Source organism: Natrinema salinisoli (assembly GCF_020405205.1).
Lineage (GTDB): Archaea > Halobacteriota > Halobacteria > Halobacteriales > Natrialbaceae > Natrinema > Natrinema salinisoli.
On sequence record NZ_CP084470.1, the window covers coordinates 74,069 to 87,122 of the forward strand.

At 57.8% G+C, this 13,054-nt stretch carries 11 protein-coding genes; 6 read left to right on the forward strand and 5 right to left on the reverse strand.

What is annotated here, in order from left to right; translation table 11 throughout:
* Positions 1-7 precede the first annotated feature (7 nt).
* Entirely contained in the window at positions 8-1,114 is a 1,107-nt protein-coding gene (locus LDB05_RS21120; RefSeq protein ID WP_226008199.1) for a zinc-binding dehydrogenase, read from the forward strand.
* 25 nt (positions 1,115-1,139) lie between these two features.
* Here the strand turns inward: LDB05_RS21120 and lpdA are convergent, their stop codons facing one another.
* A complete protein-coding gene (gene lpdA / locus LDB05_RS21125) occupies positions 1,140-2,543 on the reverse strand; it encodes a dihydrolipoyl dehydrogenase (protein ID WP_226008200.1) in 1,404 nt (467 codons plus the stop codon).
* Between the two features lie 1,305 nt (positions 2,544-3,848).
* Here lpdA and LDB05_RS23505 point away from each other — a divergent pair.
* A complete protein-coding gene (locus tag LDB05_RS23505) occupies positions 3,849-4,142 on the forward strand; it encodes a hypothetical protein (RefSeq protein ID WP_343232934.1) in 294 nt (97 codons plus the stop codon).
* Between the two features lie 82 nt (positions 4,143-4,224).
* Here LDB05_RS23505 and LDB05_RS21140 read toward each other — a convergent pair whose 3' ends face one another.
* Both LDB05_RS21140 and LDB05_RS21145 read right to left on the reverse strand, forming a co-directional pair.
* Complete coding sequence (locus tag LDB05_RS21140; RefSeq protein ID WP_226008201.1) at positions 4,225-5,550, reverse strand: hydroxyacid-oxoacid transhydrogenase; 1,326 nt, start codon at positions 5,548-5,550, stop codon at positions 4,225-4,227.
* 78 nt (positions 5,551-5,628) lie between these two features.
* Positions 5,629-6,402 (reverse strand): SDR family NAD(P)-dependent oxidoreductase, encoded by a 774-nt coding sequence (locus tag LDB05_RS21145; protein ID WP_226008202.1) that lies wholly within the window; start codon positions 6,400-6,402, stop codon positions 5,629-5,631.
* Between the two features lie 151 nt (positions 6,403-6,553).
* Between LDB05_RS21145 and hisD the strand changes: the two genes are divergently transcribed.
* Positions 6,554-7,846: a histidinol dehydrogenase gene (hisD, locus tag LDB05_RS21150; protein WP_226008203.1), complete on the forward strand. Its 1,293-nt coding sequence runs from the start codon at positions 6,554-6,556 to the stop codon at positions 7,844-7,846.
* 106 nt (positions 7,847-7,952) lie between these two features.
* Here hisD and LDB05_RS21155 read toward each other — a convergent pair whose 3' ends face one another.
* Complete coding sequence (locus LDB05_RS21155) at positions 7,953-9,704, reverse strand: adenine deaminase C-terminal domain-containing protein (protein ID WP_226008204.1); 1,752 nt, start codon at positions 9,702-9,704, stop codon at positions 7,953-7,955.
* Positions 9,705-10,099: 395 nt separating this feature from the next.
* Between LDB05_RS21155 and LDB05_RS21160 the strand changes: the two genes are divergently transcribed.
* The 3 genes from LDB05_RS21160 (at position 10,100) to LDB05_RS21170 (ending at position 12,226) form a co-directional block, all read left to right on the forward strand.
* Positions 10,100-10,762, forward strand: a complete 663-nt coding sequence (locus LDB05_RS21160) for a helix-turn-helix domain-containing protein (RefSeq protein WP_226008205.1) — start codon at positions 10,100-10,102, stop codon at positions 10,760-10,762.
* 92 nt (positions 10,763-10,854) lie between these two features.
* Positions 10,855-11,244: a DUF7344 domain-containing protein gene (locus tag LDB05_RS21165; RefSeq protein WP_226008206.1), complete on the forward strand. Its 390-nt coding sequence runs from the start codon at positions 10,855-10,857 to the stop codon at positions 11,242-11,244.
* 220 nt (positions 11,245-11,464) lie between these two features.
* Positions 11,465-12,226, forward strand: a complete 762-nt coding sequence (locus LDB05_RS21170) for an enoyl-CoA hydratase/isomerase family protein (protein WP_226008207.1) — start codon at positions 11,465-11,467, stop codon at positions 12,224-12,226.
* A gap of 17 nt (positions 12,227-12,243) precedes the next feature.
* On the opposite strand, the gene LDB05_RS21175 is transcribed toward LDB05_RS21170, so the two are convergent.
* Positions 12,244-13,032 carry an enoyl-CoA hydratase/isomerase family protein gene (locus LDB05_RS21175; RefSeq protein WP_226008208.1) on the reverse strand — a complete coding sequence of 263 codons (789 nt, stop codon included), beginning with the start codon at positions 13,030-13,032 and terminating at the stop codon, positions 12,244-12,246.
* Between the last annotated feature and the right edge of the window lie 22 nt (positions 13,033-13,054).

A 13,054-nucleotide genomic window follows, 5' to 3' on the forward strand; every position in this document is an offset into this window, starting at 1 on the left:
ATTTACCTTGTCAGGGATCGTACGGGATGTCAGGACGATGGATGCTGTATACCTGCACGGGCCTGGAGACCTCCGTGTCGATGATGTCGAACAACACGATGTATCGACGGGGACGATCGCTGTCGATATCGAATACACCGGGATCTGTGGCTCAGACCTGCACGAGTACGAGGTCGGTCCGGTACCGATCCGAGCCGAAGCGACCGATCACTCGATTCCGGAGTCGGAGTGGGACGAGTACTTACCGAAACCAATGGGGCACGAGATCGCTGGTACGGTCTCGGATGTAAGTGAGACCGTTGACGACGTTCAGGTCGGGGATCGCGTCACATTAAATATGGTGGCTTCCTGCCATGACTGCCGCTACTGTGCGGCCGGCAAGTACCACCTCTGTGAGCGGGGGGACGGCGGGGTCGTCTCGAGCCGCGGATTTGCGGATCGAATCGTCGTCCCGTCCTCGATGGCAGTTCACGTCCCGGACGAGGTGTCGCTGCGCCACGCCGCGCTCACGGAACCACTCGGCGTCTCGCTTCGGGGCGTCCGCCGATCGGGCCTCGAACCGACCGACCGCATCGCGGTATTCGGCGCCGGTCCGATCGGACTCGGCGTCGTCGCAGGCGCTGCGGCGGCCGGTGCTCGCGAAATATACGTCAGTGAACCGCGAGCAACTCGTCGAGAGGCCGCAAAGGCGCTCGGCGCCGACGTCGTCATCGATCCGACTGCCGTCGACGCCGTCGAGAAGATTCAGCGGGAAACTGACCGAGTTGATGTCTCTTTCGAGTGCGCCGGAACGGCCACGACGCTGACGGATGCGCTCCGAAGTACCGCATACGGAGAAACGGTCGTCGTGCTCAGTGTGTTTGAGGAAGAAGTCCCGATACACCCGAACGATATTATGCAGGCGGAACGGGAACTCGTCGGGTCATTCGGATTCCAGGGCGGCCCGCTCGTTTCGCAGTCGGAATTTTCGACTGCGTTGGATCTGATCGCTGACGGCCGCATCGATCCCGAGCCGATGATCACGAAGACGGTGTCGTTGGACGCCGTTGAATCTGCGTTTGAGAGCCTCCGCGATCCCGAGACCGATCAGATCAAAGTACTCGCCGAGCCCTGACCCGTCGCGCGATCCATCTGGCCGGTCACCGATTCAGCGTGTGGATCGCTTGTCCGAGTGCGTTCTCGCAGGCTTCCATCACTGCCTCCGAGAGCGTCGGGTGCATGTGGATGGAACCGGCGACATCCTCGAGCGTCAGCCCTGTCTCGACTGCCAACCCGAGTTCACCGATCAGCTCGGACGCTTCGGGACCGACGATCTGTGCTCCGAGGAGTCGGCCGGTGTCCTCCTTGGCGACGACGCGGACGAATCCCTCCGTCTCTGTGAGCGTCAGCGCTCGACCGCTGGCGTTGAACGGGAATTCTCCAACGACGGGGGAGTGGCCGGCGTCGCGTGCTTCGGATTCCGTTAGCCCGACGGTCGCGATCTCGGGGTCGGCGAATATCGCCGTCGGAATCGCTGCTTGATCGAGTGCAGCGTCACCTCCGGATGCGACTTCCGCAGCGACGAGGCCCTCCGCTACTGCTTTGTGCGCGAGCATCGGTTCACCGGCGACGTCACCGACTGCGAAGACGTGATCGCAAGCCGTCCGCATTCGATCGTCAGTCTCGAGAAATCCTCCGTCGGTCGGTTCCACACCGACCGCCTCGAGATCGAGCGTGTCGGAAACGGGTTCACGACCGACCGCAACGAGTATCCGTTCCGCGGCCGTCTCGTGACTGTCCCCGTTCGTGTCTTCCGTATGGAGAGTTACGCTCCCATCGTCTTCTCGAGTCCACTCGACCGCGACCTGACCGAACTGGAAGTCAACGCCGACGGATTCGGCTCGCTGCTTGACTGGCTGAGTGAGATCCGATTCGTACCCCGGCAACACGTCGTCTTCCATTTCGATGACGGTTACATCGGTCCCGAGCTTCGCAAACACTGTCGAGAGTTCCATGCCGATGTATCCTCCCCCGACGACGGCAAGCGATCGTGGTGCGGCTTCGAAAGCGAGTGCTTGCCGGGAGTTCAGAATCGGGTCGTCGTCGAAGGAAAATCCCGGTACTGTCATCGGGCGGCTACCGGTTGCAATGACCGCATTTTCGAATTCGAGTTCCTCTCTGGTCCCATCTGCTGCAGCGATTTCGACGGTTTGACTCGTTGTGAAACGCGCAGTGCCTTCTCTCACGGTGACGCCGTTTGCCTTGCAGAGTTTTTCGATTCCACCCGTGAGCTGGTCGACGACATCATCCTTCCAGCCAACCATTTCTCCGACATCGACGAACGGCTCTGCGTAGATACCCATTTGGGATGCCGACTCGAGTTTCGTGACGAGATTTGATGCGGTCAACAGCGCCTTTGAGGGGATACAACCGTGGTTGAGACAGGTGCCGCCAATGCCGTCTCGGTCAACGAGTGTTACGTCACAGTCACGCTGTGCTGCACGAATCGCAGCCGTGTAGCCACCCGGTCCACCGCCTATTACGAGAACGTCAGTCGCTGCCATGTAGAGGAAATCGGTTAGGTCGTTTATAATGGTTTGGTGACCGATTCGATGTTGGAGGGGTCACAATGAAGGTTGATTTGATATTTACAAGAGGAACAGGCCGACTGCTCGGGGTCATTCGGAAAATCAAGGAACGTCCGTGATGACGAGACGCGAAATGTCTCGAACGACTTGGCCCGGGGCGATTCACGTTCCACATAGCTGTATCCCGATATTGCAAACTGTGTGAATATGTCTTGTGACGGATTTTGAAACGCTATATTATAGCAGTGAATATAACACCCTAAGTTCGTTATTATCTATCGCCGCCCCCGGTATCAGTGCAGAGTCAGACAGTCCCACTGTGGTACTACTGACCGTTCATATGACACATACTGGTCGACGAGCTGCTGATAAAGGCACAGCGAGGAACGAAACGCACACTGAGAATCGGTCCAATGGCTAATTGAGTCTCAAAGACTCTAGTGGCGCTCCGCCCCTGCTGTGTAAGTCATTATCACACTATGGTATATAAATATTGTTGTCAGATTCCGCGGAGACATAATAGTATGAAAACTAGGACTTCTTCTTTCTTATTCTTTTGGTTATATATTCACTAGTGCCCAGACTGCGTTCCGTTGCTTTCTGAAATCATAATCAAGGGATGATAATTATATCTTAACAATAGAGTAATATTGACAAATATTTCAGAACATGGCTCCATGTTACCCGTGCAGATCTCGGAAAACAAACCGAGATAGCACCAGTTATAGTTGCTTTAGATATTATGTAGCGCAAATATCTACATTCAGAATTTGAATAGTACACATCCAATACTGCTCGTATAGCCTATTCACGGTCACAGTGGTTGTACCGTAGTCCAGGCTTCGGACAATGTCGTGCCAGAGATCAGCGTTGTGAACGAAGTCTTGGCCATCAGCTCTGACTGAATACTGGTATCTATCGAGAAATATAGTATTACTTAAAACAGATAATTACTGCGGCAGTGATTGATACCGCGCCTCATCAGTGACATCCTCATCGTCGTAAACGGAGAGGGAGCTTCGCTCCCTCAAGCAGTCGGGCTAGCCCGACGACGGCGAGGCTTCCCATCCCGCAGGTGGGATATTTCCCGGTCTATGACACGACCTGTTCTCTCGTGTGAAACGTCCCGCTCTCGCGGTCGAACAGGTGTGTCGATGACTATGTCGTTCGAAAGGAGCTCCGCTCCTTTCGTGATGACGAGACGGGAAGCATCTCGAACCACCTGATCCCAAGGCAATTCATACCACTCCGTCAAACTGCGTCCTCGAGTCCACGTCGAACGTGGCCCAGACCAGGTGTTTTGTCGCGGTACCAAGCGATGAGCGCGATGAGAACGAGTCCGAGTTGGGTCCACTCGTACCAGCCCATGGAGTAGCGGAGGAAGCCAGCGAGAATGCCGTCGACTGGATCGTACGCTGGCGGCTCGTCTTGAGTACCGATGCCGATCTGAGCAACGTTGACCCTGCAGATGTTATTGCGGAGATCGTCGATACGATCGAGCCACCAAGCGCCGATACAAGCTACGCGTTCGACTCACCCGCGGCGAGCGATGGTGGCACGGGATCGCTCGAGTAACGATTCCTATCGGCATCGGCTCCAAACGGAGCTCTCATCGACCGACCCTAGCGAACAGACGATACCAGGACAGGAATCGCTGTTATAATGCTTGCGAGAGGATTTCCTCGAGATCGTCTCGAGAAACACGGCGCGGATTGCCGACCAAGAGCCGCTGAATTTCCTCCGATTTCTCGGCGAGTCGCGGAATGTCGTCCTCCGTAACACCGAGCTCAGCGAGTCCGGACGGGATCCCGATGTCGGAGCTCAGCGCTTCGACCGCGGCGACACCGCGGTCGCTTGCGTCGCGATCACTTACGCCCTCGACGTTCTCGCCGAGAAGTTCGGCGACTCTCCCATAGCGATCGGCCACTGTTGGAGCGTTGTAGCGCATCACTTCCGGAAGGAGGACGGCGACCGTGACTCCGTGAGGAGTGTGGTTCTCCCCAGCGATTGGGTAGGCCATCGCGTGAGTCGCCCCCAATCCAGCATTGGTGAACGCGATCCCCGCTAGCAGACCCCCCAACGACATGTCACGTCGTGCCTCGACGTCCGAGCCGTTGTTGACCGCTCGTTGCAAGCTGGAGCCGATGAGTTCGATGGCTTTCTCAGCGAACAGGTCGGTCACCACCGTTCGGCCGCCGTAATCCGGTCGTTCGTCGGCTCGTTCGGGCAACGCCTTCGTATCGTATCGACGGGTCGTATACGCCTCGATCGCGTGCGTGAGTGCGTCCATTCCCGAGGAGGCAGTGATTGCGGGCGGAAGGGACACGGTCAAAAGCGGATCGACGACCGCGAGATCCGGGTACAGGTGTCGACTGGAGATCCCGACTTTGAGTTCCCGTTCCGGCAGGGAAACGACCGCAGCAGGCGAACTTTCCGAACCGGTGCCGGCGGTCGTCGGAACCGCGAAGACAGGTAGCCCGGAGTCGGGGACCGAAACGCCGTCACCGATCGGCGGTGCAACGTATTCGAGTACGTCACGGTCCGTGGCTGCGAGCGCTCCGGACACTTTCGCTACGTCGAGAGAACTCCCTCCACCGACGCCGACGATTCCGTCGGGATCGACCGTCGCCGCGGTTTCGATCGCCGATTCGTAGACCTCGACGTCCGGGTCCGGTTCGACGCCGTCGAAGACATCTACACTGACCTCCTCCGGTACGGAGGTCCGGACCGTTTCGACGACACCAGCCTCCCGTAGCTGTTCGTCTGTGACGATCAGGATACTCGAGATGGCGCGCTTTTCGAGTTCGTCGCCCAACTCGGCCGTCGAACCGTTCCCGAATTTAATCTGATCGGCGATTGCGAATTCCCATACCGTGTCAGACTCAAACATACACAATGACGGAATCCGAGGGGAGACACTTAACAGTATGCTGAAATTCAGCGGTAGCGAGACGAAAGCAAACCCGTGAACGGACGGGAGCATATTGACCGCGGAGACGGGAGTGAACTCGCCAGCTGATCGGTCCCGTTGCTCGTCGAGACGATGGCGAAGGGCAATGTGCTAGTACCAGGCCGTTCCGGCATCGACGTTGATATCTTGTGCGGTAATATGTCGCGCTCGCGGTCCGAGCAGGAAAGACACCGTATCCGCCACGTCTTCGGGTTCGACGAGTTCGCCGAGCGCCGCATCGTCCGTGAAGACGACTCGCTTCGCCTCCTCGTAGGAGATTCCGCGCTCCTCCGCTTGCCTGCTGATTACGTCCTCGATACGCGGTCCCTCGGTAGCACCGGGACAGACGGTGTTCACAGTAATATCGTCGTCTCCCAGTTCGAACGCGAGCGTTCGTGTGAGGCCGATCACTGCCATTTTCGATGCCGCATACGGCGTCCGCCCCTCGAGCGGCCGCTTTCCGCTAATCGACGAAATGTTGACGATGCTTCCGCGATCGCTCGCTGCCAGCAAGGGGGTCGCGTGTTTCGCGACGAGAAACGGTCCCCTCGCATTGACCGCCATCGTCCGTTCCCACTCGTTGACGTCGACGTCGGTTACGGACGCTGTCGGTCCAGCGATGCCGGCGTTGTTTACGACACCATCGAGACCGCCGAAGGCCTCGTCAGTCCGGTTGATCAGCGACCGGACCGCAGATTCGTCCGTGACGTCGGTCCTGATCGGAAGCGCTCGATCGCCAGATTCGGACGTCGCGGCTGTCTCCTCGATACCGTCGCTCCGGGCAGCCAAAACGACGTTCGCGCCTTCCTCGAGTAATTGGTGTGCAATAGTTCGACCGATTCCACGACTCGCACCAGTGACGATGAACGTCCGTCCGTCGTGCATGACCGATCTATTTTCGGACCAGAACAATAACATCTCCCCAGTCATACGGATTTCCGTTGTCGTCTCGCCTTCGTGACTCAAAGCTCACCTCCGATAATCGGTCAACATATTTTATACACCGGCGCAGTGATTATGAGTGTGTATATCTGGCATGATTGACTATCTCAAAAAGGCCGATGACGCGTCGATCGAGATCGATCAGGAAGTAACGGACGCAGTGCGCGACATTCTCTCCGACGTGAGGGAGCGAGGTGACGACGCACTCTTCGATTTAACGAAGCGATTCGACGGCGTCGAGATCGACGATTTCCGCGTCGGCGAGGACGAGATCGAAGCCGCTAGGGCGGAACTCACCGACGCCGAGATGGAGACGATCGACAACACGATCGACAACGTTCGAGCATTTCACGAGGAACAGCGCAAATACATCTCGGGCTTCGAAAAAGAGTTCGAGACCGGCGTTCGGCTCGGCCAGCGCATCGTCCCGGTTGAGTCCGCTGGAACGTACGTCCCCGGCGGTCGCCATCCGCTCGTCGCTGCCCCCGCAATGTCGATCGTTCCGGCAGCAGTCGCTGGCGTCGATCGGATCGTCACGTGCGCACCGCCGCAGGAAGACGGGAGCATTCAGGCGGCTCAGCTCTACGCGATGGACCAGGCCGGTGCCGACGAAATCTACCGCATCGGTGGGGCACAGGCCATCGGCGCTATGGCGTATGGAACGGAGACGGTCCCCGAAGTGGCAAAGGTCACAGGGCCGGGAAACGTCTTTACCACTGAGGCGAAGCGACAGGTCTTCGGTCACGTCGGTATCGATTTCCTCGCCGGTCCGTCGGAAGTGCTGATCCTGACCGACGAGACGGCGGATCCCGAGTTGGTCGCGACGGATCTGCTCGCCCAGGCCGAACACGATCCGAATTCCCGCCCGATCCTCGTCTCGACCGACCGGAGTATCGCCGAGGAGACCGTCGACGAGCTGTACGACCAGTTGCCGGATCTTCGAACGGAAGACGTCGCCCGGGAATGCTGGGAGGAAAACGGCGAGGTGGTCGTTGCGGATACCTTGGAAGCAGCGGTCGATGTCGTCAACGACTACGCGATCGAACACCTGCAGGTGATGATTGACGAGCCTCGATCGATCGTCGACGACCTCTCCAACTACGGGTCCCTCTTCCTCGGCGAACACTCGCCCGTCGTCTTCGGTGACAAAGCCGTGGGAACGAACCACAGCCTCCCGACTCTCGAGGTAGCCCGTTATAGCGGCGGCATTTGGGCCGGCACGTACCTGAAGACGCTGACTCATCAGGAGGCGACCGAGGACGGTGCCGCCCGTATCGCTCCGTGGGCGGCCAAGATCTGCGAGCTCGAGGGGACTCACGCCCACCAGCTTTCGGCGGAAGCGCGCCTTCGACCGGACATCAGTCCCGACTACGGACCACAAGAGTAGGCGAACTAACGCACCCCTCCGACGGGCAGGAATGCCGTCTCGCTGGTTCCAGTGGGTGACCGAAGCTGGTCGCCGTGTGTGATGAGATGACCGATTGTGTCAGCGGTCACGTCGACGGATCGGTGCCAACGGTTTCTCGTGCGAATACGTCTTCGTAGCCGGAAAACGACATCCTGAGCGACGGAACGCCGGTGAACGACAGCGCTTGCAGGATGAGTGCCGGTTCCTCGAGACGAGCCCCCAACTCGCGGAGCGCCGAACTCACGTCGGCCATCTTCTCGGCGGTCTCGGAGATATCACGGTCTGCACAGCGGGCACCGATCGGCGTTGGGAACGTGACGCGAGTCGTCTCGTGGCCACGAACGGCCCATCCGCCTCCCATCTCGATCACGTCCGCAATCGATCGCCGCATCGCGTCCTCGTCCGCACCGACGGCGATCACGCCGGGGGTCTGCCACGTGTGGGACGTCGCGACCGCGCCCGCCTCGAGTCCGAACCCCGAGAGGAATCCGGTAAAGCCGTCCCCGACTCCACTTGGCGAGCGATCGAAGAGCGCAACCTTGAGCGCGTCGCGGTCCGCCGTCGCGACGAATTCCCCGTCCGCAACCGCCGGTTCGACGGTCGTCTCGCTGGTCACTGTTCCGCCCTCGCAATGGATCGATCTGACGGCACCGTCGGAACCGTCCGCCGTCGGGACTCGCAACGCCCCTTCGTTCAGCGACAGCGAGATCGAATCGCAGAACCACTCGGGGTAGGCGTGCGAGCGGGACTCGACAACCGGCGTGCCGCCGTCGACCACGATTTCGCCGCCGCTGATAACCGTCTCGATGGCAACGTCTTCGAGATCGTCGAGAACGACGATGTCGGCTCGCGAACCGGGAGACAACGAGCCGATATCGGGAAGACCGAAGTGACGAGCAGGGTTGAGGGTCGCCATTCGAACGGCGTCGACCGGGTCAATACCTGCTTCGATAGCCCGGCGAACGACGGCATCCATGTACCCCTCGGAGACGATATCAGTCGGCCAGATCCAGTCCGTCGAGAGCGAGAGCTCCGCCGACCCGAACCGCTCGTAGGCGTCGGCGAGCGCATCGATATCGTCGCGAAACGTACCATAGCGCCCGATCGAGTGAATTCCGTTCTCGAGGCGCTCGGCGACCTCCTCGCTCGAGACCATCTCGTGGTCGTCGGTGATCGTCGCGGCGAGAGCGGTCAGTCGACGACCCGAACAGCCGGCTCCGTGACCGCTCACCGTCTTGCCGAGCGCTCGAGCCCGCGCAGCGAGTGATTCAGCCGGCGACGAGCGCCCGACGAGCTGTATCCAAGGAATTTCACCGGTACCGACGATTCGATCCTCTTGGAGCAGGGCAGACAGCTCCTCGCGATCGGTATCGTCGAACTGATCGTACCCGATACTAAATGCATCGAGGAACGCCTGCGGCGGAACGGTCCCGAAAACCCGAATCGGGAGGTCGGCTGTCGCCTCGAGGAGTTGTCGGACACCGGGTTCGCCGAAGCAGCTCCCGAATTCACAGACTTCGGTTACGACGGCCGTGGTTCCGGTCGCGAGAATGCGGTGATAGGCCCGTTCGAATGGCTGGAAGGAGTCGACGTGTACGTGGGCGTTGACGAATCCCGGGGTGATCACTTTCCCCTCGGCGTCGACGACCGTCGTTTCCGGCCCCGTCGCGTCGCTCGCATCGGCCGTGACTGCTGCTATCCGGTCGTTTTCGACGGCAATGTCTCGATCGACGATGCTGCGGGATTCCGGTAACAGTACTCGCCCGTTCGTAACGACGAGATCGGCCGAAGCAGTTCCGAGCGCAACGTTTTGCAGTTTGTCAGCGTTCCCGGTCACGCGTCTTCCCTCGCTCCCTGTAGTTGATCGTCCGGAAATCGTACGAAAGGGCCATAGATACGGCACATTGGTATGCTATGAAAGAACATAGGCCAGATTGGAATGCCAGCCATATAACAGTAATTGGTAATATTATTTTTATATAGAATTTGATTAGAACTGAATTGTTTAGTTCGATAATTACAGATGCGTACTTACTGCTGACTCGAAATTGGCTGTTTGACTCTTTCCGACTTCTTGATCACACAGCTCCCAAAGTTAGTGGACATATAAACAGGTCATCGGAATATTCTTCATAAATCACTCTGCTGCAGACGTGTTGGAGTTCAGTCTGTCATCTCCCCATAGAAATAGTTACGCCCATCAACAACTATGTAGAATCCACAGACCTCATAATGACTCTCAGCGCGAAGTTTCGAATTCCGGTCAAAGTCCTTCCGTTGGGATCTATTCTATCGGATTTCGATAATATTGTGTTTGAACTCGTTCGTGTTATCCCGACCCGAGATGGATTCATCCCATACTTTTGGATCTCGGGTGAGAATTTGGATGAGTTTGAACACGCCCTTGAAGACCATCCTCGTATCCTCTCACTCGAACTGCTTGATACTGTTAATCACGACCACCTCTATCAAGCCGAATGGGACGTGAAACATGGTGAATTCTTCGCAGGTCTTATCGACACGGATGCTGCAGTTCTGGAGGCATATAGCACCGACAGATACTGGTTTTTTCATTTCCGCTTCCCGGATCATGACCAACTGACTCAGTTCTACAACTACTGTCTGGAGAATGAGATCAAAGGGATTGAACTAGAACACGTCTATTCGTTTAATGAGCGGTCAAACCACTTCTTCGAGTACAATCTCACTCCAGAACAGCGAGAGGCGCTTGTCCTTGCCGCTCAACGTGGATACTTCAGCACGCCACGTGAGGTGACTCTTGAGGAACTCGCTACTGAACTTGACATCTCTCAACAGGCGCTTTCACAACGGGTTAGAGGTGCCACCGAAAAAGTCGTATTAGGCGCGTTGAACCTACCTCTCAAACCGGAATAGGATTGGAGTGATATGCCAACTTCCAATCCCCCTTACTAAGACCCTTGTTCGGACAAGGGTTAAAACCAGTGCCACAAGGGCCAGTGGACTATATGGAAATGGACACCAATACACAACAAGATCAGTTGTTTGACTGTCTGGCACATCACCATCGACGGATAATCATAGATGTGTTGCGGAATTCAAACTCGCAAAAACCTACAACCGAATTAACACAGGACATCGTAGCGAGAATCTCTGAAACATCTGACACGGAGATTTTGTCTATCGAAGCTCTGCAAACATCCCTCTATCACTCGCACCTTCCGAAACTGAAAGAAGCGGGTCTCATCGAATATGACGAGAAGCGAGATCTAGTAGCACCTGTTGAGTACGTATCTCATTTAGGTACTCTTGTGGATTTGGCAGAGCGAATTGCTGGAGAACGTCGCCAATACGATCCAGAGGCTCATGACTGGGATGATGAACCGATTATGGGATAGGAAACAAGAATACTATTCAACACAATATCTGGTCAGTGATTCACCTGTACTTATCGAGAGTTCCGCGGACGGATCTACACAAAACCCGTGCTACTATCTGTTACAAAACCCCTCCAAAACGGAATTCCAGTTACGACTGCGATGCTACTGGTCCTCAGTACATGTCTGAGATGCTGATCTAATACAAATACCTAACTTTCTGGTAGTACAATAGTATGTTATGGAAAGACGTAACATCAGCGTTGAGCGATCGGACGGACGGGCCACGCTCACGCTCGACCGACCAGAGAAAGCGAACTCGCTGACCGGAGAGATGTTCGGCGCGATCGGCGATGCGTTCGCCGAGTTGGACGAGGACGGAATCGACGTCGTGACCATCCGCGGGGCAGACGGGACCTTCTCCGCTGGTGTCGATATGTCCGACGTCCCCGAGTGGGGGGCTGAGAACCCGCTCGCCGTTCGGGATCAACTCGAGTCGATCCACGACACGTTGCGAGCCATCGAAGGGCTCGATGCACCGGTCGTCGCCGCACTGGAGGGCCACGTACTCGGTGGCGGCCTCGAGTTGGCTTTGGCCTGCGACATCCGTATCGCCGACGAATCTGCACAGTTCGGGCTGCCGGAGTCGGAGATGGGCCTCGCGATGGATCTCGGCGGCGCTCAGAAGCTCCCGGGGTTCATCGGTGAGGGATTGACGAAATACCTGGTCATGACCGATCGGTCGATCGGTGCCGAGCGCGCCTTCGATGCGGGGCTGATCGAAGAGCTACACGCTACATCGGAGTTCGAAACGGAACTGCGCGATCTCGAGGACGACCTCGCGAGCAAACCCGCGTATATCCACGGGCTCGCCAAGCGGCAAGTTCATTCGGTTCGTCCGCCGAACCTCGACGAGGCGATGCAGCAGGCGATCCATCACGCCATCGCAGCCTATCAAGAGGAGGAAACCCAACGGCGAGTCGCCGATTTCTTCGAGGGGTGATCGACGTCCGGTTTCGGCTACCGGCCTTCGAACTCCGCGTCTCGTCCCTCTAACTGTGCTTCGAACCCCTCCCGTCTGTCGTGAGTCCCGTACACCTGCATCGCCAGCCTGTGTTCGGTCGAAAGCCCGTCCTCGAGGGGGACATCGAACGTCGCCTGAAACGCCTCGAGTGCGTTCTCGATTCCCAGTGGGGCCTTCTCGGTCAGATCGTCGGCCAACTCCCGCGCTCGGTCGTCGACGGCCTCCTCGGACACGACCTCGGTGACCAGGTTACACTGTTGGGCCTCTTCGGGATCGATATACTCGCCCGTCAGGACGAGCTCCTTCGCCTTCCCGATACCGACGATTCGTGGCAGACGCTGGGTAGAGCCCTGATGCGGGAATATACCGAGGTTCACCTCGATAATTCCGTACTTCGTCTCCTCGCCCAGTACGCGGAGGTCCGCGGGGAGCGTGAGTTCGAACCCACCGGCGATCCCGGCCCCTTTGATACCCGCGACGATGGGCGTCGTGGTCTCGTCGATGGTATCCAGCAGCTCCCGGAACTCGCGATGGAACTCGTCGTGGTCCGCGACGTCCTTCTCGTGCATCATCTCGAGCTGGAACCCGGCACAGAATACCGACCCCTCGCCCAGCAGGGTCGCTGCGCGAATGTCGTCGTCCTCGTCTACCTGCCGGACGGCAGCGGTGATATCTGCGACGGTCGCTTCGTTCATCGCGTTGCGCTTCTCCGGACGAGCGATGACGATATCCGCACGCTGGCCGACGCGCTCGAGACGAACGTGACCGTTTCCGATTTCAGACATAGGAACACCTCATTCGGAAGCA